At 69.7% G+C, this 24918-nt stretch carries 27 protein-coding genes; 8 read left to right on the forward strand and 19 right to left on the reverse strand.

What is annotated here, in order from left to right; translation table 11 throughout:
• On the reverse strand, window positions 1-470 hold a 470-nt coding region (locus VGL85_RS15640), incomplete at its 3' end, for a M20/M25/M40 family metallo-hydrolase (protein WP_331589889.1).
• 60 nt (window positions 471-530) lie between these two features.
• Here VGL85_RS15640 and VGL85_RS15645 point away from each other — a divergent pair.
• From VGL85_RS15645 to VGL85_RS15655, 3 genes are read left to right on the forward strand one after another with little or no spacing between them, the layout of a single operon-like run.
• Window positions 531-1013, forward strand: a complete 483-nt coding sequence (locus VGL85_RS15645) for a cupin domain-containing protein (protein ID WP_331589890.1) — start codon at window positions 531-533, stop codon at window positions 1011-1013.
• A 60-nt stretch (window positions 1014-1073) separates the two neighbouring features.
• Entirely contained in the window at window positions 1074-1508 is a 435-nt protein-coding gene (locus VGL85_RS15650; RefSeq protein WP_331589891.1) for an FdtA/QdtA family cupin domain-containing protein, read from the forward strand.
• Window positions 1505-2605, forward strand: coding sequence for a DegT/DnrJ/EryC1/StrS family aminotransferase (locus tag VGL85_RS15655; RefSeq protein ID WP_331589892.1), 1101 nt, complete (start codon window positions 1505-1507; stop codon window positions 2603-2605). Before VGL85_RS15650 ends, VGL85_RS15655 begins: the two co-directional genes overlap by 4 nt.
• On the opposite strand, the gene VGL85_RS15660 is transcribed toward VGL85_RS15655, so the two are convergent.
• On the reverse strand, window positions 2602-3546 hold the full coding sequence (locus VGL85_RS15660; protein WP_331589893.1) for a DegT/DnrJ/EryC1/StrS family aminotransferase: 945 nt from the start codon (window positions 3544-3546) through the stop codon (window positions 2602-2604). The two genes, VGL85_RS15655 and VGL85_RS15660, sit on opposite strands and share 4 nt — an antisense overlap.
• A gap of 10 nt (window positions 3547-3556) precedes the next feature.
• A complete protein-coding gene (locus VGL85_RS15665) occupies window positions 3557-4300 on the reverse strand; it encodes a class I SAM-dependent methyltransferase (protein ID WP_331589894.1) in 744 nt (247 codons plus the stop codon).
• A gap of 175 nt (window positions 4301-4475) precedes the next feature.
• On the opposite strand from VGL85_RS15665, the gene VGL85_RS15670 reads away from it, so the two are divergent.
• Genes VGL85_RS15670 through VGL85_RS15680 form a run of 3 tightly spaced genes read left to right on the forward strand, consistent with a single transcriptional unit; the run spans window position 4476 to window position 7025 of the window.
• A complete protein-coding gene (locus tag VGL85_RS15670; RefSeq protein ID WP_331589895.1) occupies window positions 4476-5255 on the forward strand; it encodes a crotonobetainyl-CoA--carnitine CoA-transferase in 780 nt (259 codons plus the stop codon).
• A 3-nt stretch (window positions 5256-5258) separates the two neighbouring features.
• Window positions 5259-6185 carry a hypothetical protein gene (locus tag VGL85_RS15675; RefSeq protein WP_331589896.1) on the forward strand — a complete coding sequence of 309 codons (927 nt, stop codon included), beginning with the start codon at window positions 5259-5261 and terminating at the stop codon, window positions 6183-6185.
• A 48-nt stretch (window positions 6186-6233) separates the two neighbouring features.
• Window positions 6234-7025: a sulfotransferase gene (locus VGL85_RS15680; protein WP_331589897.1), complete on the forward strand. Its 792-nt coding sequence runs from the start codon at window positions 6234-6236 to the stop codon at window positions 7023-7025.
• Window positions 7026-7030: 5 nt separating this feature from the next.
• Here VGL85_RS15680 and VGL85_RS15685 read toward each other — a convergent pair whose 3' ends face one another.
• From VGL85_RS15685 to argB, 4 genes are read right to left on the reverse strand one after another with little or no spacing between them, the layout of a single operon-like run.
• Window positions 7031-8320 carry a hypothetical protein gene (locus VGL85_RS15685; protein ID WP_331589898.1) on the reverse strand — a complete coding sequence of 430 codons (1290 nt, stop codon included), beginning with the start codon at window positions 8318-8320 and terminating at the stop codon, window positions 7031-7033.
• Between the two features lie 14 nt (window positions 8321-8334).
• On the reverse strand, window positions 8335-9165 hold the full coding sequence (gene dapD, locus VGL85_RS15690; RefSeq protein ID WP_331589993.1) for a 2,3,4,5-tetrahydropyridine-2,6-dicarboxylate N-succinyltransferase: 831 nt from the start codon (window positions 9163-9165) through the stop codon (window positions 8335-8337).
• 11 nt (window positions 9166-9176) lie between these two features.
• Complete coding sequence (locus VGL85_RS15695) at window positions 9177-9842, reverse strand: pyrimidine 5'-nucleotidase (RefSeq protein WP_331589899.1); 666 nt, start codon at window positions 9840-9842, stop codon at window positions 9177-9179.
• Entirely contained in the window at window positions 9839-10753 is a 915-nt protein-coding gene (gene argB / locus VGL85_RS15700) for an acetylglutamate kinase (protein ID WP_331589900.1), read from the reverse strand. The genes VGL85_RS15695 and argB overlap by 4 nt, the downstream gene beginning before the upstream one ends.
• A 143-nt stretch (window positions 10754-10896) precedes the next feature.
• On the opposite strand from argB, the gene VGL85_RS15705 reads away from it, so the two are divergent.
• On the forward strand, window positions 10897-12180 hold the full coding sequence (locus VGL85_RS15705; protein ID WP_331589901.1) for a metal-dependent hydrolase family protein: 1284 nt from the start codon (window positions 10897-10899) through the stop codon (window positions 12178-12180).
• Window positions 12177-12482 carry a hypothetical protein gene (locus VGL85_RS15710; RefSeq protein WP_331589902.1) on the forward strand — a complete coding sequence of 102 codons (306 nt, stop codon included), beginning with the start codon at window positions 12177-12179 and terminating at the stop codon, window positions 12480-12482. The genes VGL85_RS15705 and VGL85_RS15710 overlap by 4 nt, the downstream gene beginning before the upstream one ends.
• Window positions 12483-12632: 150 nt before the next feature.
• Here the strand turns inward: VGL85_RS15710 and VGL85_RS15715 are convergent, their stop codons facing one another.
• The 12 genes from VGL85_RS15715 to VGL85_RS15770 all read right to left on the reverse strand — a co-directional run bounded on the left by VGL85_RS15715 (window position 12633) and on the right by VGL85_RS15770 (window position 24675).
• Complete coding sequence (locus tag VGL85_RS15715; protein WP_331589903.1) at window positions 12633-13775, reverse strand: acyl-CoA dehydrogenase family protein; 1143 nt, start codon at window positions 13773-13775, stop codon at window positions 12633-12635.
• Between the two features lie 146 nt (window positions 13776-13921).
• Window positions 13922-14563, reverse strand: coding sequence for a ribosome biogenesis GTP-binding protein YihA/YsxC (gene yihA / locus VGL85_RS15720; RefSeq protein ID WP_331589904.1), 642 nt, complete (start codon window positions 14561-14563; stop codon window positions 13922-13924).
• Window positions 14560-16350: a membrane protein insertase YidC gene (gene yidC, locus VGL85_RS15725; protein ID WP_331589905.1), complete on the reverse strand. Its 1791-nt coding sequence runs from the start codon at window positions 16348-16350 to the stop codon at window positions 14560-14562. Before yidC ends, yihA begins: the two co-directional genes overlap by 4 nt.
• A 34-nt stretch (window positions 16351-16384) precedes the next feature.
• Window positions 16385-16765 (reverse strand): ribonuclease P protein component, encoded by a 381-nt coding sequence (rnpA, locus tag VGL85_RS15730; protein WP_331589906.1) that lies wholly within the window; start codon window positions 16763-16765, stop codon window positions 16385-16387.
• Window positions 16766-16794: 29 nt separating this feature from the next.
• Window positions 16795-16929: a 50S ribosomal protein L34 gene (gene rpmH / locus VGL85_RS15735; RefSeq protein ID WP_111457208.1), complete on the reverse strand. Its 135-nt coding sequence runs from the start codon at window positions 16927-16929 to the stop codon at window positions 16795-16797.
• Window positions 16930-17195: 266 nt separating this feature from the next.
• On the reverse strand, window positions 17196-18176 hold the full coding sequence (locus tag VGL85_RS15740; RefSeq protein WP_331589907.1) for an NADPH:quinone oxidoreductase family protein: 981 nt from the start codon (window positions 18174-18176) through the stop codon (window positions 17196-17198).
• 13 nt (window positions 18177-18189) lie between these two features.
• Window positions 18190-19236, reverse strand: a complete 1047-nt coding sequence (locus tag VGL85_RS15745) for an alpha/beta hydrolase (RefSeq protein WP_331589908.1) — start codon at window positions 19234-19236, stop codon at window positions 18190-18192.
• 3 nt (window positions 19237-19239) lie between these two features.
• Window positions 19240-19863: a TetR/AcrR family transcriptional regulator gene (locus VGL85_RS15750; protein WP_331589909.1), complete on the reverse strand. Its 624-nt coding sequence runs from the start codon at window positions 19861-19863 to the stop codon at window positions 19240-19242.
• A gap of 88 nt (window positions 19864-19951) precedes the next feature.
• Window positions 19952-20875, reverse strand: a complete 924-nt coding sequence (locus VGL85_RS15755) for an SDR family oxidoreductase (protein WP_331589910.1) — start codon at window positions 20873-20875, stop codon at window positions 19952-19954.
• Window positions 20876-21141: 266 nt separating this feature from the next.
• Window positions 21142-21948, reverse strand: a complete 807-nt coding sequence (locus VGL85_RS15760; protein WP_331589912.1) for a DUF72 domain-containing protein — start codon at window positions 21946-21948, stop codon at window positions 21142-21144.
• Between the two features lie 208 nt (window positions 21949-22156).
• Window positions 22157-23821, reverse strand: coding sequence for a M28 family metallopeptidase (locus VGL85_RS15765; RefSeq protein WP_331589914.1), 1665 nt, complete (start codon window positions 23819-23821; stop codon window positions 22157-22159).
• Between the two features lie 59 nt (window positions 23822-23880).
• The gene (locus tag VGL85_RS15770) at window positions 23881-24675 is read right to left on the reverse strand and encodes a TetR/AcrR family transcriptional regulator (protein ID WP_331589915.1); all 795 of its coding nucleotides are present in this window, start codon (window positions 24673-24675) and stop codon (window positions 23881-23883) included.
• Window positions 24676-24918 lie beyond the last annotated feature (243 nt).

Below are 24918 nucleotides of genomic sequence, written 5' to 3' on the forward strand. Positions count from 1 at the left end.
CAGTGGCTGATCTTCTCCCCCTCGGCCTGCAGCGCGGCGACCACCGCCTTGGTGCCATGGGTGGCGTGGCCCTCCTCGTCGCCGGTGATCAGCAACGAGAGCGAGCCCTTCACGGCGCCGGCGTCGACGGCCTCGGCGGCGGCGGCGGCGAAGGCGGCGATGGCCGACTTCATGTCCACCGCGCCGCGGCCGATCAGCACCCCGCCCGTCTCGGCCGCGTCGAAGGCGCCGCTGGTCCACGCCTTCTCATCGCCCACCGGAACCACGTCGGTGTGGCCGGCGAAGCAGAGGTTGGGGCCCTGCGTCCCATAGCGGGCGTAGAGGTTCTCGATCTCGCCGAACTTCATCCGGCGGCAGGCGAAGCCCAGGCCGGCCAGGGTCTTCTCGACGATGTCCATGGCGCCGGCGTCGGCCGGCGTCACCGACGGGCGGCGGATCAGCTCTTTCGTCAGGTTGATCGCGTCGATCAATCTCGCCCCCGCGGCCGCGCGGCCCTATCTCAAGGGCCTCTCCTAGACGGAAACGACCCCATGCCCAAGATCGACATTGCAAGCGCGCCCACCCGTTTCGGCACGGGCTATCCGCCGCCCTATGACGCGCCCTGCCTGGACCGCAAGCGCTGGAAGCTGGGCGACGCGGCGGGGCTCACCCAGTTCGGGGTCAACCTGCAGCGGCTGGCGCCCGGCGTCTGGTCCAGCCAGCGGCACTGGCACACCGCCGAGGACGAGTTCGTCTGGGTGCTGGAGGGCGAGGTGGTGCTGGTCACCGACGAAGGTGAACAGATCCTGCGGGCCGGCGACTGCGCGGGCTTCCCGGCCGGCCAGCCCAACGGCCACCACCTGCAGAACCGCTCGACCCAGGAGGCGGTGATCCTGGAGGTCGGCTCGCGACGTCCGGACGACGACGGTTGCGACTATCCCGACATCGACCTGGTGCTGAAGCCGGGCGAGGTGGAATACAGCCACAGGGACGGCGCGCCCTACGCCGACATCCGGACGGCGCGGAGCCGCTGACGGCCGGCCGCTCAGAGCCCGCCTTGGCGGCGAAGGGGTAATCGGCCTAGTTATCCGCCGATGACGACCTCGCTCGCGCAATTCATCGACCTGCCGGTGATCCCCGAACGGCGGGGGAACCTGTCCTTCGTCGAAGGCGGCGTGCACGTGCCCTTCGATATCGCCCGGGTCTACTATCTGTACGACGTGCCCTCCGGCTCGGTGCGGGCCGGCCACGCGCACAAGGCGTTGCAGCAGCTGGTGCTGCCGATCAGCGGCAGCTTCGACGTCAAGCTGTTCGACGGGCGGGTGTGGGAGACGGTGACGCTGAACCGCCCGAGCCGCGGCCTCTACATCGGCCCGGGCATCTGGCGGGAGATCGAGAACTTCTCGTCCGGCGCCTTTTGCGTGGTGCTGGCCTCGCTGCGCTACGACGAGGCGGACTACTACCGCGAGATGGACGACTTCATCGCGTCGCGGCCGTGGAATCAAACTCCAAGGCGCGGCGAACCGTGATCAGGTTCTACGACCTGGGGCTTTCCGACCCCGGCCTGCGCGCCGAGCTGGACGCCGCCTGGGCGCGGGTGGCGGACTCGGGCTGGGTGATCCTGGGCCCGGAGCTGGAGGCCTTCGAGGCGGAGTTCGCGGCCTATTGCGGCGCGGCCCACGCCATCGGCGTCGGCAATGGCCTGGACGCCCTGGTGCTGGCGCTGCGCGCGGCCGGGATCGGCCCGGGCGACGAGGTGATCGTCCCCAGCCACACCTTCGCCGCCACCTGGCTGGCGGTGGCGGCCACCGGCGCCAAGGTCGTCCCGGTCGAGCCGGACCCGCGGACCTACACCCTGGATCCGGCGGCGGCCGCCGCGGCGGTGACGCCGGACACCAAGGCGATCGTGCCGGTCTCGCTCTACGGCCATCCGGCGGACATGGACCCGATCCTGGCGCTGGCCGAGAAGCACAACCTGTTCGTGCTGGAGGACGCCGCCCAGGGCCAGGGCGCGCGCTATCGCGGGCGGCGCGCCGGCTCGCTCGCCCACGCCACGGCCTTCAGCTTCTACCCGACCAAGAACCTCGGCGCGCTGGGCGACGCGGGCTGCGTCACCACCGACGATCCGGTGATCGCCGAGCGCCTCAAGATGCTGCGCAACTACGGCTCGCGGGAGAAGTACCGCCACGAGATCGCCGGGGTGAACTCGCGGCTGGATGAGCTGCAGGCGGCCTTCCTGCGCGCGCGCCTGACGCGCCTCGATGCGAACAATGCGGCGCGCAGGGCGCTGGCGGCGGACTACGGCCACGCGCTCGCAGGCGTTGCCGGCCTGACGCTGCCGGCGCAGGCCAACTGGGCCGAGCCAGTCCACCACCTCTATGTCGTGCGCACCGCGCGCCGCGACGAGTTGCAGGCGGGGCTGAAGGCCAGGGGGGTTGAGACCCTGATCCACTATCCCATCGCCTGTCACCGCCAGGGCGCGTTCGCCGACCTGGGCTTTTCGGCCGGCCAGTTCCCGCTGGCCGAACAGCTGGCCGACGAGGTGCTGTCGCTGCCGTTCTGGCCGGGGATGCCGAAGGGCGACATGGACGCCGTGGCCGCGGCGGTGCGCGAGGTGCTGGCCTAGGCTGTCGCCGCGTAGGCCGTCAGGAAGTTGGCGACGATGTACTCCACCGCCGCGTCCGACAGTTCCTGGTGGTTGGGCAGGAAGTAGCCGCCGCCGCCGTAGTAGACGCTGGAGATCACGCCCATCTCGTACAGCCGGGGCTTCATGGCCATGGCGCGCGCCTGGTCGTCCATGGCCACGATGAAGGCGTGCGGCACGACGCCGTCGGCCAGCGCGAGCCGGGGCTTGAAGCCGGCGGCGGCGAAGAGCCGGGCGTAGAGACCGTACAGCTCGCGCCTGCGCGCATAGGCGGCCTCGATGCCGGCCATGTAGTGGTCGACCAGCACCGGCAGTTCGCGGCGCGCCTGGTCGCTGAGCGTGCCCGTCCCGGCGACGGGCCGCGGGGATTTCAGCAGGCCGCCGAACGACAGCGGCATCGACTTGGGGAAGCTGTAGACGACGTAGTCGCCGAGCCGGCCGACGGTCCCGTCCGGCGTCCGGCTGCCCAGCGCATAGGCCACGTCCTCGATCACCGGCAGGCTGAGTGTGGCCAGCTCCGGCGGCAGGCTGGCGGGGAAGCCGAACTCGTGGATCACCAGGATGGCGCGGGTGGCCGGGCCGGGCGTCCGCGACCAGCGGCAGCGCGCCTCGATGCTCTCGGTCACGCAGGCGCTGATGTAGGGCCCGCCAGTGGTGGTGAGGATCAACACCTCGGCCTCGCGCGGCAGGGCCAGGTCGTCCAGCGCCAGGCCGATCGCCTCGCGGCCGCTGAGCGTCAGGGTGAAGGCCTGGCCCGGGCCGAACCAGCGGCTCCAGTCCATCCGGTGATCGGCGGCCGCAGCGCGGACGATCTCCAGGTTGCGCTGCAGGGCCGGCGCCTCGAACGGGCCCATGCCCAGGGTCGGGCGCTTGAACTCGTCCGGGAACAGCGCCTCAGGCGATTGCTGCGGGGTCGGGGTCACAGGATGAGGGTCACGGGCGCTGGATGAGCAGGTCTTCGCGCCAGCGGGCGAACGGCAGGGCTTCGGACTGCGGCAGCAGATAGGCGTCGAAGCCCGCGAGCCGCGCCCGGGTCACCAGGCCCAGCACCACCCCGTCGTCGATGCGGTCCTTCAGCAGCGGGAAGGCCGGCACGTCCGGCGGCTGGTCGGTATGCATGTAGGCGTGGTGATGGGCGACGCCCGCCTCGCTGGACAGGAACCGGCGCAGCTTGGAAAAATTGGGCATGTCGCCGACCAGCAGCGCGCCGCCGGGCTTCAGCCGCGCCAGGGCCGCGTCGATGAAGGCGAACGGGTTGGCGTCGACGATCACATACTGCAGCACGCTGTAGGCCAGGATCACGTCATAGGCCTGGTCCGCTTGCGGCGAGGCGGCGAGGCCTTCGGGAAAACGTCCGGCGACCCGGGTCACGGCGGGCGAGGGCGGCAGCAGCGCCATCATCTCAGCGTGGTCGACCAGGGTCAGCCGATGGCCCTGGGCCTCGGCCAGCGCGATCAGGCTGTGGGCGACGCCGCCGCAGCCCGGGCCGATGTCCAGCACGTCCGCGCCGGGAGAGCCCAGGCGCGGTAAGGCCTGGCGGATCGCCGCCCAGATCGCGTCGTCATAGCCGTCGCGGCTGGCGTCGACGCCGTCCATCTTCTGGTTGATCGAAAGGCTCGGATCGAGCGCAAGGTCGCGGAACCGGTCGAAGCCAAACCGCTCAGGGGCCTTTGCCAAGGCGTTCCGTCCGTTCTCCGATCGCGCCGTCACGGGCGCGGGGCCGATAGTAGCGGGGGCCGCCACGGCGACGCAACGGCGGCGCGGGGGCCGCGTCCGGCCGGGCCGCGATTCCGCTTGAACCCACGATCCGCCCCGTTCAGTTAGGCGGATCGAAATTCGAGGACACTCCCGCGTGACCGACGCCGCCATCAACGAGGCCTATCAGGCGATCCTGGACACCATCGTCGCCAAAGACCTGCAATCGGCCGAGAGGACCCTGGGCCAGCGCATCCGCGCAGCGCCGATCCCCGACCAGGAGCTGGGCGAGAACGTGCAGCTCTTCCAGACGGTGCGGGCGATGAAGCGCCTGCTCTACATGAACGAGCTCTATCGCCAGATCCTGCCGGTGCATGGCGTAGTGATGCAGTTCGGCGTGCGCTGGGGCCGCGATATCGCCGCCTTCGAAGCCTTCCGCACCATCTACGAGCCATTCAACATCTCGCGCACGGTGATCGGTTTCGACACCTTCGAGGGCTTCCCTTCGGTGGACGTGAAGGACGGTGGCCACGGCATGATGGTGGAACAGGGCCTGTCACTGACCCAGGGCTATCTCGACAGCCTGAAGGGGCTGCTGGCCGAACGGCGCGGCCTCGATCCGCTGCCGCACCTGGAGCGCACCCAGCTGGTGCAGGGCGACGTGACCGAGACCCTGCCGGCCTATCTGGAGGCCAACCCGGGGACCATCGTCGCCCTGGCCCACTTCGACCTCGACCTCTATGCGCCGACCAAGGCCGGCCTGGAGGCGCTGAAGCCCTATCTGACCAAGGGTTCGATCGTGGCCTTCGACGAGCTCAACAGCACGCTCACGCCCGGCGAGACCGAGGCGCTGCGCGAGGCCTGGGGTCTGGACCGCTATGCGATCCGCCGCTCGCCCCTGCACTCGGGCCAGTCGTCCTACATCGTGATCGAGTAGGCCGTGATCGCGGTCGTCCGCAGCCAGGCGCCGCCTGACCTGGGCGGCCATCTGTACGTCGATCCGGCCTTCCTGGCCTACCAGGCCGATGCGCAGGGCAAGGCGCTGGAGACCTTCACCGCCTTGGACTCGCACGGCGCGGCGGTGGCGAGCCTGACGCTGGCCGGCAAGGCCGGCGCCTGGGCCTCGCCGATCACCGGCGCGTTCGGCGGCGTGGCGGCGGCGCCTGGGGCCGGAACCCTGGCGATCGCCGCGGTGGTCGAGGCCGCCAGCGGCTGGCTGCGCGACCAGGGCCTGCGCGCCGAGGTCAGGCTGGCGCCGGACGGCTTCGCCGACGCGGCGGCCGGGGCGGTGGAGAACGCCCTGTTCCGCAGCGGCTGGCGGCTGGCGCAGGTCGACCTCAACTACCACCTGGCGGCGGCGGGCCCGGACGCCTTCTTCACAAGCCTCGGCGAGACCAAGCAGAAGGAGCTGCGCCGGCTGAAGCGGTCCGGAGCCGCCTTCGTCCGCCTGGATCCGGCCGACGGCGAGCGGGCCTATGCGGTCATTGCGGCGAACCGGGCGGCGCGCGGCTTTCCGATGACCATGGCCTGGCCGCAGGTGCGCGCCCTGGCCGAGGCCTTCCCGGACCAGACCGGCTTCGCCATCGTCGGGCGCGACGGCCAGGCGCTGGCGGGCGCCATCAGCCTGGAGCTGACGCCGGCCTGGACCTATGTCTTCTACTGGGGCGAGGCGCCCGACAGCCGCAAGGAGTCGCCGGTGATGCTGCTGGCCGAGGGCCTGGCCGCCGAGCGCGCCGCCCGCGGCGGCGTGCTGGACCTGGGGACGTCGACCCAGGACTCGCAGCCCAATCCCGGCCTGATCGGCTTCAAGGAAGGCCTAGGCTGCCGCGCCACCGCCAAGCGGACCTATGCGTTCGGTGCGACTTGATCGCCGGCGCGGCCGCCTCTAAGCGCTGAGCGTCCAGCAGGAGAGTTCATGACAGCCCAAGGGCCAGAGAAGCAGGGGCCAGAGAAGATCGTGTTCGTCGGCGGCGCCCCGCGCTCGGGCACCACGGTGACGCACGCCCTGCTCTGCACCTCCCCGCGCGTCAGTCCCTACAACCAGGAAATCAGCTTCTTCCGCGGCATCCCGCAGAGCTACCGCCTGGGCCAGCTCTCGTGGAAGGAACACACCTCCACCTTCTTCGCCGATCCGGAGGACTTCCGCCGCACCATGCGCGAGGCCGCCGACGTGCCGCTGCGGCGCATCTGGCAGGCGCTGGGCCAGACGCCGATCCTCTGCGTGAAGGACCCGCTGCTCACGCCCTCCTTCCACGACTTGCGCGCGCTCTATCCGGCCGAGGCCTCGTTCGTGGTGGTGATCCGCCATCCCTATGAGGTGGTCCGGTCGCGCCAGGAGGTGCACGAGCGCGGCGGGGCCAAGCAGCCGTTCGACCAGGGCCAGGCCGCCATGGTGGCGCGGGAGTATCTCTCCACCTACCGCACGGTGTTGTCGCAAAGCTTCGGCGGGCGGCTCTACATGTTCCGATATGAGGATCTGCAGACCGAGCAGATCCAGCTCGGCCTCGCCCAGTTCCTGGGGGTGGACGACCTCGATCCGGGCCAGATGTGGGGCGACGCGCCCGAGGCCGATTCCGATCCCTGGGGTTCGCCCAAGTACAACAAGCCCATCGACCTCTCGCCGCGGCTCACGCCGCTGGCGCCCGAACTGGCCCAGACCGTCAAGACGATCTGCGCGCCGATGATGGAGCGGTTCGGCTACGACTAGGCGGATTATGCCTCTGGCGATTCTGGCCGCTCGCCGGCGACCCACCGGCCGAAGCGCTCGACCTCGCGGGCCCGCAGACGGGCGTGTTCCGCAGACGCCAAGGTGGGCTCCAACGCCAGCGCCTCCTCGACGGCCCTGGCGAAGTCCTTGGGTTCGGCGACGTCCACCCAGCCTGGCAGCGGCAGGCTGAACCGCAACAGGTTGGCCAGGTCGGCATCGGCCGGGGCGATCATCGGCAGGCCCATCAGCATGGCCTCCAGGTTGGCCTTGCCGCCGCCGAACGGATAGCTGCCGACGTAGATGTCGGTCCCGTGCTCGATCAGGGCGGCGGGCAGGCTGGGGGCCATGCCGGCGAAGACGTAGCGGGCGGGGTCGACGCCGGCGTCGGCCAGGGCCTTGTGGACCTCCTGCTGGAGGTCGTCGCTCATCACCCCGATGTGGCGCATCTCCGCGCCGGGCAGGCTGAGGGCGGCGACCGCCCAGTCGGCCCAGCGGAAGCGGCCTTCGCCCACGTACTTGCGCTGGTCGCCGCAGGTGGCCAGGCGCAGGCGGCCGGGCGCGCGGGCGTGGGCGGGCGCCTCGGTGACCGTCGAGGTCATGCCGGCGTAGATCGGCTCCAGCCCCGCCGCCCGGCAGGTCTTGTGGCAGGCGTAGGTCAGGTCCGCGTGCGTCGACCAGGCCATGGCCGCGCCAAGGGCCGGCACGTGGTCGGCGTGGTGCAGGAAGTCGACGATCTCGCGGAACGGCCAGCAGGCGGTGATCGCCACCACGTCGAAGGGATGGCACATCAGCACGATGCGGCTGACGCCGGTCGCCTTCAGCATCATGAACAGCTCGATGGTCCGATCGACCAGGGTGCGCGCCTGGGCGACCAGCAGGGCCGCCTCGTCGAAGGGTGTCTTCAGGCCGCTGTTCAGCAGGCCCTGATAGCGGACCGAGCCGTCGCCCATGTTGGTCAGGATGACCAACGGCCGGTTGTCGGGCCCGAGCGCGTCGGCCACGTCGCGGGCCACGCGGGTGTGGCCGCCGGTGGCGTAGAACTGGCTGGCGACGATGGCGACCTTGGCGTTGGACTTGGGCGGCGGGACGGCCGCCAGCTGCAGCGCGCGGGCGACCCGCTCCAGGCCCGCGTCCAGGCCGCGGGTGAAGAGCCGGTGGCCGAAGTTCTGCGGCTCGCGGATGCGCGGCGTGAGCCCCGCCACCTTGCCCAGCGCCGCCTCCAGGGCCTCGACCGTGCGGGCGGCCATCAGCTCGGCCGCCAGCTCTGGCAGTTCGAAGCTGAGATCGTCCGCCATCTCCACCTTGGGCCCTAGTCCCTGAGCAGCTCGTTGATGCTGGTCTTGGCGCGCGTGCGTTCGTCCACCGTCTTCATGATCACCGCGCAGTAGGTGGACGGCAGCGTCGGGTCGTGCGGGTTCGGCCGGCTGCCGGAGACCACCACGGAATAGGGCGGCACCTCGCCGGTGGTGACGACGCCGGTGCGGCGATCGATGATCGGGGTCGTGGAGGTGAGGAAGGTGCCCATGGAGAGCACGCTGCCCTCGCGCACGATGACGCCCTCGGCCACCTCGGCGCGGGCGCCGATGAAGCAGTTGTCCTCGATGATGGTCGGATTGGCCTGCAGGGGCTCCAGCACCCCGCCGATGCCCGCGCCGCCGGAGATGTGGCAGTGCCTGCCGATCTGGGCGCAGGAGCCGATGGTGGCCCAGGTGTCGACCATGGTGGCCTCGTCCACATAGGCGCCGATGTTGACGAACGACGGCGTCATCACCACGCCCTTGGCGATGTAGGCGCCCTTGCGCACCACCACGCCCGGCAGGCAGCGGAAGCCCGCGGCCTCGAACTGGGCGGCGGTCCAGCCGGCGAATTTCAGCGGGATCTTGTCCCAGTAGGGGCCGGGCGCGTCGGCCTCGACGATCTGGTTCGGGGTCAGGCGGAAGTAGAGCAGGATCGCCTGCTTGGCCCATTGGTGGGTGAGCCAGGCCCCGTCCGCCTGCCGGCTCGCGACACGCAAGGTTCCGGCGTCCAGGCGCTCCAGGGTCTCCAGCACGGCCTCGCGGACCGGCCCCTGGGTCTGCTGGTTGACGGCGTCGCGGTCGTCCCAGGCCTGTTCGATCACGCGTTGCAGGTCGGCGGTCATGGTCTTGCTGGTCACTGGGCGGCGTCCTTCAGAAGGGCGTCCTCCAGGAAGGACGATAGGTTGGCGGCTTTGTAGCGCACGAACGGCTGGCTGGAAGCTTCGGCGTGCGGCCCGACCAGCACGGTGGTCATGCCGAGATCGAAGGCCGGCGCCAGGTTGTCGGCGCGGTCCTCGAAGAAGCAGGTCGCGGCGGGATCGACGGCGTGGTCGGCGACCAGCTTGGCGAAGGTGGCCGGCGCAGGCTTCGGCAGGTAGTTGGCCGAGCCGATGTGGAAGACCTCGTCGAACAGATACGACAGCCCGAGCGCCTGCATCACGCGGCGGGCGTGCACCTCATCTGAGTTTGTGAAGATCAGCCGGCGGCCCGGCAGGCGCTCCAGCGCCGCGATCAGCCGCGGATCGTGCGCCAGGCTCTCCAGCGACAGGTCGTGGAACATGGCGTGGTAGTCGGCTGGGTCGACGCCCCAGTGCTCGATCAACCCGCCAAGGGTGAGGCCGTACTGCGCCAGGTACTGCTTCTGTAGCCTGTAGGCCGGCTCGCGCTCCAGGCCGGTGATGCGCTGGACATAGTCGGTCATCCGGGCCTCGATCTGGCCCATGAAACCGGAATCCATCGGGTAGAGGGTGTTGTCGAGGTCGAAGAGCCAGGTGTCGATGTGGGTGAGATCGGCGCTCATTCGTTTATGAGCGTCCCCGCCCCGTGCTCGGTGAACAGCTCCACCAGCATGGCGTGCGGGCGCCGGCCATCGAGGATGACCACCGCCTCGACCCCCGACTGGACCGCGGCCACGGCGGTTTCCAGCTTGGGGATCATGCCGCCGGTGGCGACGCCGTCGTCGATCGCCGCGCGAGCCTCGGCGACGCTCATCTGGCGCACCAGATCGCCCTTGGCGTCCAGCACGCCGGCCACGTCGGTGAGCAACAGCATGCGCTTGGCGTTCAGCGCGCCGGCCAGGGCGCCGGCCACGGTGTCGGCGTTGATGTTGTAGGTCTGGCCGTCCTCGGTGACGCCGATGGGCGCGATCACCGGGATGTAGTCCTCGTCGGCGTAGATCAGCGCCTCGATCAGCTTTGGATCGACCCGCTTGGGATCGCCCACGAAGCCCAGGTCGACCTCGGCTTCGATCATCGAGTCCGGGTCCTTCTTGGTGCGCTTGACCTTTTCCACGGTGATCAGCCGTGCGTCCTTGCCCGACAGGCCCACGCCGCGCACGTCGGCCTCGCGACCGGCGAGCGTGATCCAGTTGGCGATCTCCTTGTTGATCGCGCCGGAGAGGACCATCTCGGCCACCTCCATGGTGGGGGCGTCGGTGACCCGCAGCCCGTCGATGAAGGTCGACTTCACCCCGGCGCGCTCCAGCATGGCGCTGATCTGCGGGCCGCCGCCGTGCACGATCACCGGATGCAGGCCCAGCATCTTGAGCAGCACGCAGTCGGCCGCGAACTGCTTGGCGACCTCTTCCTGGCCCATGGCGTGGCCGCCGTACTTGATGACCACGGTCTCGCGATCGTAGCGCTGGATGTAGGGCAGGGCCTCGGCCAGGGTGTGGGCGGTGGCCCAGCCTTGCGCTTGGGGGTCGTCGGTCACGGGCGCGCCCTGAAAGTTGGAGTTCGGGTGGTTGGAGGCCAAAGGTCGGGCGTCCCGATAGCGGAGTGTACGCCCCCTGTCACGCTGGCCTGTCATGGGCGGATGGCCGTGCTAAGCCAAGGCCATCGGTTGGGGAGCGGCGTATGCGGATCAAGGGCGTTGTGGCGGCGGTTGCGGCCGCGTTGGCGGTGCTGACCGGGACGCTGGCCGATGCGAAGGACGTGGCGGTCAGCGCCGAGCGGCTGCTCGACGTGGCCACGGGCAAGTATATCGAGCATCCCGTTGTCCTGATCTCTGACGGCCGGATCGTCGGGATCAGCAATCCGCGCGAGCCGCTGCGGCCCGGAACCACCCTTGTGGACCTGCCAGGCGTGACCCTGCTGCCGGGCCTGATCGACATGCACGTACACCTGACGTCCTCGCCCCTGTTCGGCGGCTACAACCGCTTGCAGATGACCGACAGCTTCTGGCCGATCCTGGCGACCACCCACGCCAAGGCGACGCTGGAGGCGGGCTTCACCACGGTGCGCAATGTGGGCTCGCGCAATTTCGAGGACGTGGGGCTGAAGCAGGCGATCGACGGCGGCTTCATTCCGGGTCCGCGGATCGTGCCGGCCGGCTACGCCATCGGCTCGACCGGCGGGCATTGCGACAGCAATTCCTTCCCGCCCTCCATGCACCAGAAGGGCGATGCGGTGATCGACAGCCCCGACGAAGGCCGCCGCCGGGTGCGCGAGATGCACAAGTATGGCGCCGAGGTGATCAAGATCTGCGCCACCGGCGGGGTGTTCAGCCACGGCGACACGCCCGGCGCCCAGCAGCTCACCCTGGAAGAGATCAAGGCCATGGTGGAGGAGGCCCACCGGGCCGGCATGAAGGTCGCCGCCCACGCCCACGGCGCCGACGGCATCAAGGCCGCGATCCTCGGCGGGGTCGACACCATCGAGCACGCCTCCCTGGTGGACGACGAGGGGATCCGGCTCGCGATCGCCCATGGCAGCTACTTCGGCATGGACATCTACAACACCGACTACACCCAGGCCGAGGGCAAGAAGAACGGCGTGCTGGAGGAGAACCTGAAGAAGGACCGCGACATCGGCGAGATCCAGCGGGAGAACTTCAGGAAGGCCCTGAAGGCCGGCGTGAAGATGATCTTCTCGACAGACGCCGGGGTCTATCCGCACGGGACCAACGCGCGGCAGTTCGCGGTGATGGTCCGCTATGGGGCCACGCCCCTGCAGGCGATCCAGACCGCGACGCTGAACGCCGCCCAGGCGCTCGATCGGGTGAAGGACGTGGGCCAGGCGACCCCGGGCCACTACGGCGACCTGGTGGGCGTGATCGGCGACCCGCTCTCCGACGTCACCGTCCTGGAACATCCGGTCTTCGTCATGAAGGGCGGCGAGGTGGTGAAGAAGGCGCCGTGAGGAGGCTGGCCGTCCTGGGGATCGCGCTCGCCGTCCCGCCGGCCTACGCGGCCTTCGTCTACGGCTGGAAGCTCGCCGAATTCATGGGCTTCGCGGTCCGCCTCGACCAGAACCTGCCGCTTCTCGCCTGGGCCCAGGTGGCGCTTACCGCCGCCCAGATGGTGGTGATCGCGGGCGGGCTGGCCATGACCTGGCAGTTCGCCTCGCTGGGCCGAAGGCGGGCCGCGGTGATCGCCATGACGGTGGCCTGGCTGACCGCCGCTCCGCTCTATGTGCTGCTGCTGTTCGCGCGGTCGGTTTGAGGCTTCAAAAACCTCACCCGCTTGTGGGGGAGGTGGCAGCGAAGCTGACGGAGGGGGCGTTGGCGACGTGCGTCGACCGTTCCGCCGCGGATGGGGCAGCGCCCTCTCCACCACTTCGTGGTCCCCCTCTCCCGAAATCGGGAGAGGTTTTTAGAGGGAGCGCGCCACCACTTCCTTCATGATCTCGGAGGTGCCGCCGTAGATGCGCTGGACGCGGGCGTCGCGCCACAGGCGCGCGATCGGGTACTCGTTCATGTAGCCCGCGCCGCCATGCAGCTGCAGGGCCGCGTCGCAGACTTCCCACTGCAGCTCGGTGTGGAACAGCTTGGCGGCGGAGGCTTCGGCGGCGGTCAGCTTCTTCTCCAGGTGCCGGGCGATCGCCCAGTCGATGTGCGCCCAGCCGGCCTGCAGCTTGGCCTTCAGGAAGCCCAGGGTGAAGCGGGTGTTCTGGAAGTCGAAGATGGTCTGCTTGAACGCCTTGCGCTCCTTGGTGAACTTCACCGCCTCGTCGAAGGCCCGCTGCGCGCCGGCCTGCCCGGCGATGGCGATCTGCAGCCGCTCCTGCGGCAGCTGGTTCATCAGGTAGGCGAAGCCCTTGCCCTCCTCGCCCAGGCAGTTGGTGATCGGCACCCGCACGTCCTCGAAGAACAGCTCCGAGGTGTCGGCGGAGTTCTGGCCGACCTTGTCGAGGTTGCGGCCGCGCTTGAAGCCGGAGCGGTCGGCCTCCACCAGGATCAGGCTGATGCCGCGCGAGCCCTGGGCTGGGTCGGTCTTGGCGACGACGACGATCAGGTCGGCGCTCTGGCCGTTGGTGATGTAGGTCTTGGAGCCATTGACGACGTAGTGGTTGCCGTCGCGCACGGCGGTGGTGCGCACGCCCTGCAGGTCGGACCCCGCGCCCGGCTCGGTCATGGCGATGGCGGTGATCACCTCGCCCGAGACCATGCCCGGTAGCCAGCGCCGCTTCTGCTCCTCGGAGCCGTAGTTGATGATGTAGTCGACGACGATGTCGGACTGAAGCGTGATGCCCGCCGACGAGCCCGCGTAGGAGAGCTCCTCGCCGATCACCGCGTTGAACCGGTAGTCGACGCCCAGGCCGCCGTATTCCTCGGGGACCTGTGGGCAGAGGATGCCCGCCTCGCCCGCCGCCAGCCAGAAGCCGCGGTCGACCACGCCCTCCTCTTCCCAGCGGTCGAGGTGGGGGATCAGCGCCTTGTCGTAGAACTTGCGGACCTGGTCGCGGAACAGGTTGAGGTCGGCGTCGTAGACGGTGCGGGTGTCGGTGCTCAGCATGGCCCCCGCTTTATCAAGCCGGTCATCGCGGCGAAAGCCGGGACCCATGGGGCGTTTTGAACTGGCGCGGCCCCCGGTCAGCGATCCGGCTCAGCTTGGGCCCCCGCTTTCGCCGGGATGAGCGGGCGTGAGATCCTCCCGAGGCGTCAGACGGCGCAGGCCTGCAGGATTTCCGCGCGCAGTTCCGGAATGCCCGTCCCCTTCTCGGCCGAGGTGGCGAGCACGCGCGGGAAGGCGGCGGGGCGCTTGGCGATCCGGGCCAGGGTCCGGGCCACCACCGCGTCGACCTCGGCGGTCTTCAGCTTGTCGGCCTTGGTGAGCACGATCTGGTAGGAGACGGCGGCGATGTCGAAGGCGTCCAGCGCCTCGGTGTCCACCTCTTTCAGCCCGTGTCGGGCGTCGATCAGCAGGAAGGCCCGCTTCAGGTTGGGCCGGCCGCGCAGGTAGTCGCGGCCCAGGTTCTGGAACTTCCTCACGTCCTTGCGGCCGGCGCGGGCGAAGCCGTAGCCGGGCAGGTCGACCAGCCGCAGCTTCCCATCGGCGACGAAGAAGTTCACCTCCCGGGTGCGACCGGGCTCGTTGGAGGCCCGCGCCAGGTGGAGGCGGCCGGCCACGGCGTTGATCAGCGAGCTCTTGCCCACGTTGGAGCGGCCGGCGAAGGCCACCTCCGGCAGGTCGGCGGGCGGCAGGCCCGCGATCTGCACCGCGCCCATCATGAAGCTGACGTCGTGGGCGAAGAGGACGCGGGCAGCCTCCAGCTCGTCCGCGGAGAAGACCGGCTCGGTCACCCCGCCGGGGCTTTCTTGCCGCCCAGCCGGGCGAAGAAGCGGTCGATCGGGTTGTCCACCTTGAAGCGGCGCATCATCACATACTGCTGCAGCGTCGTGAGCACGTTCGACCAGGTCCAGTAGATCAACAGGCCCACGGCGAACGGGGCCATGATGAACATGAAGAACAGCGGCATGAGCTGGAAGATGCGCTGCTGGGTCGGGTCCACCCCGGTCTGCGGCGACATCGAGGTCGTCAGGAACATGGTGAAGCCGTAGGCGAGCGGCAGGATGCCGATGTGCAGGCTGGTGTCGAGGATTCCACCGATCAGCGGCGCGTGCGCCGGGTTCCAGGGAATGGCGCCGAACAGGTTCCAGATGGTCGTCGGGTCGCGCGCCGACAGGTCGTTGAAGGCCAGGAACGGCGCGTGGCGCATCTCGATGGAGATGTTGAGCACCTTGTAGAGAGAATAGAACACCGGGATCTGCAGCAGGATCGGCAGGCAGCCGGCCAGCGGGTTGACCTTCTCGCGCTGGTACAGCGCCATGATCTCCTGCTGCTGCTTGGCCGGGTCGTCCTTGAAGCGGCGGCGCAGCTCCTCCATCAGCGGCTGCACCTTCTTCATCTTGGTCATCGACTCGTACTGCTTGTTGGCGATCGGGAAGAACGCCAGGCGCACGACGACGGTGAGCATCAGGATGGCCACGCCGAAGGTGCCGACCCGCTGGTAGATGAAGGTCAGGAACAGATAGATCGGCCGGGTCAGGAAGAAGAAGAACCGGCCCCAGTCGATGGCGTCGTCGAAGTGGGCGATGCCCAGGTCCTTTTCATAGGCCTGCAGCAACGGCAGCTTCTTGGCCCCGGCGAACAGATGCTGGGAGACGGTGATCTGGGTGTTGGGCGCGATGGTCCGGGCCGCGCCGGTGTAGTTGGCCTCGTAGACGTCCAGGTTGCCGGCCTTGGCGTCGCGATAGACGGCGTGAACCTGCTCGGCGGCCGCGGGGATCAGGGCGGTTAGCCAGTAGCGGTCGGTGATCCCCGTCCAGGCGCCGGCGCTGTCGAACTGCTGGGTCTGGCCGGCGTCCTTCGACAGGTCCTTGTAGGTGAAGGCGCGGTCGTGGCCGGCCAGATAGCCGATGACGCCTTCATGCACGACGCCGGTGCGGCCGGGCTCGGGCGGCACGCCCTGGCGCTGCACCGTGCCGTAGGGCGCGAGCGTCACCGCGCCCGCGCCGGTGTTGGCCACCGTGTCGGTGACCGTGAACATGTAATGCTGATCGACCTCGATCCGGCGCGTGAAGGTGAGCCCCGCGCCGTTGGAATAGGTCAGCGTCACCGGCGCGCCGGGGGCCAGGGTCGCGCCCTGGCTCAGCGTCCAGACGGTGAGCGGGCCGGGCAGGTTCGGCACGTTCTGGCCCACCCAGCCGAAGTCCACGAACCAGGGAAAGGCCGTGCCTTCGGGCTTCAGCAGCTCCTCGGGGGGCGAGTTCTTGTCGGTGGTCTGGGCGTATTGGGTCAGGAACAGGTCGTCGATGCGCGCGCCGCGCAGGGAGACCGAGCCCTTCAGCGACGGGGTGGCCAGCGGCACGCGCGGGCTGGCGGCCACGGCCGCGGCGCGGGTGGCGACCGGCGGGGCGCTGAGGGCGGGCGCGCCGGCGTGGGCGGCCGCGGCGGCAGGCGGATGGGCCTTCGCCTCGGCGGCCTTCTGCCTCTGGGCGGGCTCCAGCACGAAGACCTGGTAGACGATGAAAAGCGCGAGCGCGCACACGAGGAAGATGATCGTGTTGCGGCCGGAGTCGTCGTTCATGGAGCGGGCGCAGTCCGGGTAAGAAGCATTGGCCCTAGGTCGCAGGGCGGTCGCGGTCGGCGGCGAGCCTTATCAGCGCGCTTTTCATATCGTCAAGCAACCGAGGCCACGGGCGGGTGGTCACACCGCCGCGGGCGATGAACACATAGTCGAAACCTGGGGAGCCCAATTCAGGAAGCAAGAGGCGTGCGGCCTCGCGCAGGCGGCGCTTGGCGCGGTTGCGCTCGACGGCCCCGCCGATCCGCTTGGTGGCGGTGAAGCCGGCGCGGACCAGCGGCGGCGCCGCTTGCTGATCGGGGTCGCGGCGGCGCTCCTGCACCAGCACGGCGCCCCGCGCACAGGCGGGCGCACGGGCGCAGGCCAGGAAGTCCGGGCGTTTCTTGAGGCGTTCGATGCGGAAGGCGGCGTCGGACATCAGCCGACACCCTAGCTTAAGCGCGAGGCTTAGGCGCTGAGGCGCTTGCGGCCCTTGGCGCGACGACGGGCCAGGACCTTCTGTCCATTCTTGGTGGACATGCGCAGGCGGAAGCCGTGGCGGCGGGCGCGAACGAGGCGCGACGGTTGGAAAGTCCGCTTCACGGGGTGGCTCCGGGTCGAAAATCGAGCGGCGGTGGATAGTGGAAGAGGGCCGTGGTGTCAACTGACGGCTGTCCTCTTTACCGCATTCCTCGCGAAGGCGCGCACCCAGGTGTCATCCCGGTTTCGCCAGAGGCGAAGACCGGGACCCATAGACTCCGCCCTTCAGGGCGCCGCGCGGCGCGGACGCCGCGCTCCTTCCGGCGGCGCGGCGCTTATGGGTCCCGGACAAGCGCTGCGCGCTTTCCGGGATGACACGCCTGCGTGGCTCAGAGATCCGGCCGCACCACGGTCTTGCCGATCACCTGGCGGTCGGCGAGGGAATCGAAGGCTTTCCGCCAGTCCGCCAGCGGATATTCCGCGTCGACCCGCGGCCGGACTTTGCCGTCCTCGGCCAGCTTCCAGATGGCTTCGTGGTTCTGGGCGCCCTTTTCGGGGAACTGGCGGCCGTATTCGCCGGCGCGCACGCCGATGACGCTGAAGCCCTTGATGAGGGCGATGTTGACCGGCAACGTCGGCAGGCGGCCGGAGGTGAAGCCGATGGAGAGGATGCGGCCACCGAAGGCGATGCAGCGGAGGCTCTCGTCGAAGACGTCGCCGCCCACGGGATCGTAGATCACGTCGGCGCCCTTGCCGCCGGTCAGCGCCTTGACCCGCTCGCGGAAGCCCTGCGTGACGTTGACCGTGGCCTCGGGCGCGTACTCCTGCTCGATCACCGCCAGCTTGCGGTCGGAGGCCGAGGCGGCGATCACCTTGCCGCCCATGATCTGCGCCAGGTCCACGGCGGCCAGGCCCACGCCGCCCGCCGCGCCGTGGATCAGCACCCACTCGCCGGGCTGCAGGCGCGCGCAGCGCTCGAAGGCGACATAGGCGGTCAGGTAGGCTACCGGATAGCCGGCCGCCTGGCTGAAGCTCAGTGTCTCGGGCTTGCGGCGCAGGCCCGCCGCCGGCAGCACCGCATATTGCGCCATGCCGCCCCGCCCGCCGCCGCAGACCGGATCGCCGACCGCAAAGTCCGTGACGCCCTCGCCGAGCGCGGCGACCACGCCCGCCAGCTCCATGCCGGGGACGAAGGGGACCTGCGGCTTGTGCTGGTGCTCGCCTCGCGTCTGCATGAGGTCGGGGAAGTTCACCGCCGCGGCGCGGACCTCGATCAGCACCTCGCCGGGTCCGGGCCTGGGCGTGGGGATGTCCTTCACCAGGCAGCCGGCGTAGCCGGGCGCCAGACGCTCGACCACGAGCGCCCTCATTGGGGGGCCTTCATCAGGAAATCCGGCCTTCGAAGCCCTCGCGCACCAGGCCCGCCACCTCGCGGCAGGCGACGTCGGCGCAGGGGACCGCGCCGGTGAAGGCCGTGAAGCCGTGGGCCAGCGCGTCGTAGCAGCGGTAGACCACCGGAACGCCGGCCTCCTTCAGCCGGCGCGCATAGGCCTCGCCCTGGTCCAGCAGGGGATCGAAGCCGGCGGTCACCACCACAGCCGGCGCCAGGCCGGAGACGTCCTTGGCCCGCAGCGGCGACAGGCGCGGGTCGGCGGGGCTGTCGCCGGGGCCCATGTAGTGGCCCATGAACCAGTCCATCATCGCCCGGGTCAGCGGGAAGGCGTCGGCGTAGGTGGTCATGGACGCGCTCTCGCAGGCCACGTCCACGCAGGGGTAGATCAAGAGCTGCAACGCCGGCTGCGGCTCACCGGCCTTCTTCAACTCCTGGCAGACGACGGCGGCGAAGTTGCCGCCCATGGAATCGCCGCCGATCGCCGCCTGGGCCATGGGCGCGCCGAAGTCCGGCGCATGCTCGCGGCCCCAGCGGTAGGCGGCGGCCACGTCCTCCAGCCCGGCCGGGAAACGGTGCTCGGGCGCCAGGCGGTAGTCGACGCTGAGCACCGGCCCGTGGGTCGTCGCCGCCAGGATGGAGCAGAAGGCGTGGCAGGTTTCCAGGCCGCCGATCACCCCGCCGCCGAAGTGGGCGAAGACCATCAGCGGGGTCTCGGGGTTCTGCAGCGCCGGGCGGTAGGCGCGCGCCGGGATCATGCCGCCGGGGCCAGGAATGGTCACCGGCTGGAAGGTGACGCCGGGCTCCGGGTCGCCGGTCATCACCGCCAGCGCCGCGTCGTTGGCGCGCCTGGCCTCCTCCGGCGAAAGCGTGGTCATGGGCGGCGCGCCGCGCGACTGGGCGGCGAGGTACTGCAGGCGCGGGTCCAGGGTGCGGCCGCCCTGGTAGACCACGCCGCCGCCCGCCATCAGCCGCAGCATCGGCGTCGGCAAGCTCAACAGTTTGCGGACCACCATGCGCTGGGTGGCGGGGCTGGCCATCCTCTAGTCCTGAGCCTTGGGCAGGCCCTTCAGGCCCCCCAGGATCATGGTGACCACGAACTCGGTGGCGCCGGCGGTGTCCACGGGTCGGCGCTCGAGCATCTTCTCGCCCACGTCGCGGGCGATGGCGATGCAGGCGGCGGCCATGTAGTCGGGGTCGGCGAAGGGCCCCTTGCGCTCGGCGATATCCTCGGCGAGCGCGTCGCGGATCTCGGCGAAGACGGCGGCCATCTCCGGGGTCTCGCCATGCACGTGCGGATGGGGCTCGCCGGCCGGCCGCCGCTCGATCCACACCCGCTGCTCCTCGGCGATGAAGCTGAAATAGGCGCTGATCGCCTTGTGGACGAAGTCCTCGAAGGAATAGCCCTTGCCGCGCAGGCCCTTCAGGATCGGGGCGAAGCGCCGCGCGCCGTCGTCGGCCAGGGCGGCGAACACCTCCTCCTTGGAGCGGTAGTAGTTGTAGAAGGTGCCGGCCGCGAGGCCCGTGCGGCGGATGATGTCGCGCACCGTGGCGGTGTCATAGCCCAGCTCGCCGAACACCTCGCGCGCGGCGTCGAGGATCGCCTGGCGGTTGGCGACCTTGGTCTGCTCGCGCTTGCCGGGGTTGAGGTAGGCGACCTGTGACACGAAGGCGGGATCCGTCGACGGTGAGACTCAAAAAGTGACGCGCGTCACTGTACGGTTCCCACCGCCGAAATCAAAGGTCCGCTGAAGATCACACCGTGCGCTTGGCCCGGTCCTTCTCGTTGGCGGACTGGATCGAGGCCCGGGCCGCGGCCCATTCCTCGTCGCCCCATTCGGACAGCCGGGCGAAGCCGCCGGCGCCGCGCAGGTGGCCGCCGCCGTCGATGGCGATCGTTTGCCCGTTCACATAGGCCGAGCCGGGGTCCAGCAGGTAGACGGCGAGGTTGGCCAGCTCGCGCATCTCGCCGTTGCGGTTCAAGGGGATGGTCGCATCCTTCTTCTCGCTGGCCGTGCCCGCGCCGGGGTTCAGCCGCGCCCAGGCGCCCTCGGTCGGGAAGGGGCCGGGCGCGATGGCGTTGAAGCGCACGCCGCGGTTGCCCCACTCCACCGCCAGCGACTGGGTCATGACGTTGAGCCCGGCCTTGGACATGGCCGACGGCACCGTGAACGGCCCGCCGTGCCAGACCCAGGTGGTCAGGATCGAGACGACCGAGGCGTGCCTGCCTTCGGCGAGCCAGCGCTTGCCGCACTCTTGCGTGACGAAGAACGAGCCGCGGAAGACGATGTTGGCGATGGCGTCGAAGCCGCGCGAGGACAGGTCCTCGGTGCGGCTGATGAAGTTGCCGGCGGCGTTGTTGACCAGGCCGGTCAGCGCCCCGCCGTCGGCCCAGACGGTGTCGACCATGTCGGCGATCGCCTCCGGCACGCGGATGTCGCAGGCGATGCCCACGCATTTGCCGCCGCCCTGGCTGGCCGGATGGGCCTCCATCAGCTCCTTGGCGGCGTCTTCGACCACCCCGCCGCGCCGGCCGCAGATATAGACGTCGGCGCCCAGCATCATGGCCCCTTCGGCCATCACCTTGCCCAGCCCGGTGCCGCCGCCGGTGATCAGGATGCGCTGGCCCTTCATCAGGCCCGGCTTGAACATCAGGTCTTCGAGGGAAAGCTCGGCCATCGGGGCGTCCTCCTTTGTGGCTGGCCGCCAGCCAAGCGCCCTGACGCCGGGGCGGTCAAGGCGGCCCGCGGCGCGGCGTTTGCAGACCAGCTCACCCAGCGTGCGTCCGACCGGGGAAAGTGTCCCGGATTGGCGCTAAGAGCCGCGGACGGTTGGGGGACAATGGCCGTCCGCAAGGGCTTCGCCCAAGGGCCACGAGTACGGCCCGTGGACGACCACGCGGCGGCGCCCCTTCTTCGCCGAGGGGCGCCGTTTGCGTTTCGGGGTCAGACCTTCGCCTTCTCGATCATCGCCATGGCGGCGGCCGGCGCGCGCACCTTCCCCTCGTGGATCACGAAGGCGTAGACATCGCGCGGCTTGACCGGCGCGGGATCCTTCGGCGCGGCCATCTTCAGGTCGCTGGGCGCGCCGCCCGCGGCATAGGTGCGCAAGCGGCTCACCCAGGCGTCGAGGTCGGCTTCCTTGTAGGCGGTGGGATTGTCGTCCGAGCCGGTCTGCAGGCGGGCGTAGACGACCTCGCCGGAGACGTCGGCGATCATCGGATAGTTGAAGTGGTCGGCCAGGCAGATGGTCGCCCCGTGCTTGCGGGCCAGAGCCACGAAGGCCGGGTCGACGAAGCTCGGGTGGCGCACTTCCAGGACGTGGATGAGCGGCAGGCCGTCCTGCCTGGCGGGCAGCAGCTTCAGGAAGCCCTCGAAGTCGTCGGCGTCGAACTTCTTGGTGGGCGCGAACTGCCACAGGATCGGGCCCAGCCGGTCGCCGAGTTCGCTGAGGCCCTGGTTGAGGAACTTCGCGACGCTCTCGCCGCCGTCGGCCAGCGCCTTGCGGTTGGTGCAGAAGCGCGAGGCCTTGACCGCGAATTTGAACCCGTCGGGCGTGGCGGCCCGCCACTTGGCCCAGCTGTCCGGCTTGAAGCTGGAATAGTAGGTGCCGTTGATCTCGATGGCGGTGAGCTTGGCGGCGGCGTAGCTCAGCTCGTCGGCCTGGCGCAGGCCCTGCGGATAGAACACCCCGCGCCAGGGCTCGAAGGTCCAGCCGCCGATCCCGAAACGAAGCTTGCCGCTCTCAGCCATGAGGTCCTCCCGCGCGAGGGCGCACCCTAACGGCGGCCAGCCGCGTTCTCAAGATGTTCCAACCGGCTGTCCCGGCGAAAGCCGGGATCCAAGCGGCCGTTCCAAAGCAAAAGCGCTTCGGAGTGGTCCGAAGCGCCCTTGCAAACGACCCATCTCAACTTGGGTCCCGGCTTCCGCCGGGACGAGCGGGCAAAAGCGCAGGCCAAGCCTATTTCCGTAGCCCCGCCGTCTTGTCCCGCGCCGCCTTGAACTCCGAGCCCGCTTTCCAGGTCGGCCACTCGCGGCTGTTCGCCAGGTCCGTGCCGAGGTCGTAGAGGATCGACAGGTCCTGGGCCATGCCGGTCAGGTCCCAGTTGGGGTCGAACTCGTCGGCGGGCTGGTGGTAGCGGTCGCGGGTATAGGCCTCGGCGGCGGCGCGGCCGGCGGCGGTCCCGCCCTTCACCAGGTCCAGGCCGGAATGGAAGCTGAGCGCCGGCGTCCCCTGCTTGGCGAAGGAGAAGTGGTCGGAGCGGAAGAAGCTGCCCGCCTCGGGCCGCGCGTCCGGGGTGAAGTAGCGGCCGTGTTCCTTGGCCACCTTGATCAGGTCGTCCTGCAGGGTGAGGCCGCCGTCGCCGGAGACGCTGATGTCCTTGGCCGGGCCGTTCACCGCCCCGCCGTCGGTGTTGATGTCGGCGACCGTGGTGGCCAGCGGATAGAGCGGGTTGGTGGCGTAGTATTCGCTGCCCAGCAGGCCCTTCTCTTCCGCCGTCACCGCCATGAACTGGACGGTGCGCTGGGTGCGCGGGCTATGGGCGAAGGCGCGGGCGAGCTCGATCAGGCCGGAGACGCCGGAGGCGTTGTCCACCGCGCCGTTGTAGATTCGGTCGCCCTTGGCGTCGGGCAGGCCGATACCCAGGTGGTCCCAGTGGGCGGTGTAGATGATCCGCTCATTGGGATGCTTGGTCCCCGGCAGCACGCCCACCACGTTGTGCGAGATGACGTGCTTGGCGGCCACCTTGAAGCTGGTCGAGAAACTCACGCCCTTCAGCGTCACCGGGTGGAAGGCCCGCGTCTGGGCCTCCTTCTTCAGGGCCTCGAAGTCGAGCCCGGCCTTCTTGAACAGACTCACCGTCTGGTCGCGCTGGATCCAGGCCTCGATGGGCGCGTGGTCCTTGGTCGGATCCTTGCGGATGATGTCGAAGACGGCGTTGGTGTTGGAGTTCTTGACCGTGTTCCAGCCATAGCTGGCCGGGCCGGTCTCGTGGATGACGATGAAGCCCAGGGCGCCCTGGCGCGCCGCCTCCTCGTACTTGTAGGTCCAGCGGCCGTAGTAGGTCATGGCCTTGCCGCCGAAGACGCCGACGCCGGTCTCGTAGTCGGGGTCATTGACTAGGACGAGAGCCAGCTTGCCGTGCAGGTCGACGCCCTTGAAGTCGTCCCAACTTCTTTCTGGAGCCTTGACGCCATAGCCCACGAAGACCACCGGGGCGTCCTTGATGTCGATGTGGTTCACGCCGGTCTCCGGCGCGCGGATGGCGATCTGGTCGCCCTGTTTCCAGCTCTCCGTCTGGCCGCCCGCCTTCACGGTGAAGCTGACCGGGCCAGTGATATCGAACTCGGCCAGCGGCACGTTCTGGGTCCAGGACCGGGCGCCGGTCTTCAGCTTGTCGCCGCCGGGCTGCAGGCCGACGGCTTTGAACGCCTTGGTGATGTAGGCGACGGTCTTGACCTCGCCCGCCGTCGCCGGCCCGCGGCCCTCGAAGGCGTCGGACGACAGCACCTTGATGTGCTCGGAAAGCAGCTTGGGATCGAACTTGGAGTCGCTCGGAGAGGCGGCGTAGGCGGCGGCGGACAGGGCGCAGACGGCGGCGGCGCTCAGGAGAAGCTTTTTCATCGAACTCTCGGGATAGGGGATGATTTGGCGCGGACCGTAATGGTCCGGGGCCGATCCGGCTAGCGTCGCCCCGAGATGTAGGCCTCGACGCCGTCCAGCACGCGCTGCAGGCCGAACTCGAAGTTGCTCTCGCGGTCGCCTCTCGGGATCTGGCCGGCCTTGTAGGCCTCGCCGATGCGCACGGTGGTGGGATAGCGCGAGGGGTCGATCAGGCCGGCCAGCAGGGGGCCTTGCTGCGACCACCATTCCTCGTCGGTCATGCCGCTCTCGCGTTCGGCCTCGGCGGCGTCCAGGGCGCCGCGCACCGCGCCGCGCACATAGTTGGCGACCAGGGCGGTGACCTGGTCCATCTCGCTCTCGCTGAGGCCGATGCCGTCGACCGCGCGCAGGGCCGCCTCGGCCTTGGCCAGCACATTGGGGCCGAGCGGCGGGCGGCGCATGCCGGCCTGCAGCAGCCAGGGGTGGCGCTGGGCGATCAGCCAGCGCTGGCGCGCCAGCTGCGTCACCTGGGCGCGCCAATCGCCATCGCCGGCCTTGGGTTCGGCGATCTCGCCCACCACATGGTCGAGCATCAGATCGAGCAGCTCGGCCTTCGAGGGGACGTAGGTATAGAGCGACATGGGGGACAGCCGCAGCATTTCGGCCACCCGGCGCATGGACAGGGCGTCGAGCCCTTCGGCGTCGGCGAGCGCGATGGCCGCCTGCACCACCGCCTCGACGGAGTGCCGCGGCTTTGGCCCGCGGCGCGGCGCGGCGTCGGGATCCGGCGCGCCCCACAGCCGCGCCAGGCTGCGCGCACGGCTCTCCGGCCCAGGGGCGTCGGAATCGCCACGGTCGGGAGGCTGCGCGGACATGCGGCCAAACTACACGGCGGAAAATACTTTACAACATACGGAGTTTATATCAGAGAAGCGCCGGCGAGGCGCCCGGCGTAGAGGCGCCCGTGTGGGATGCCGTCCGGGAATGTGCGCATGCGACGGGCTGCGGGGCGAAGCCTGCGGCGCCGTCATCACTGGGCTTGTGTGTTCATGTCGCTAGACCTCCGTCGCGGGGCGCCGCACCCAAGGCCGGGCCTGCATCCGAACTTGCATCCGTTC

The sequence above is a fragment of the Phenylobacterium sp. genome, from assembly GCF_036501465.1.
Lineage (GTDB): Bacteria > Pseudomonadota > Alphaproteobacteria > Caulobacterales > Caulobacteraceae > Phenylobacterium.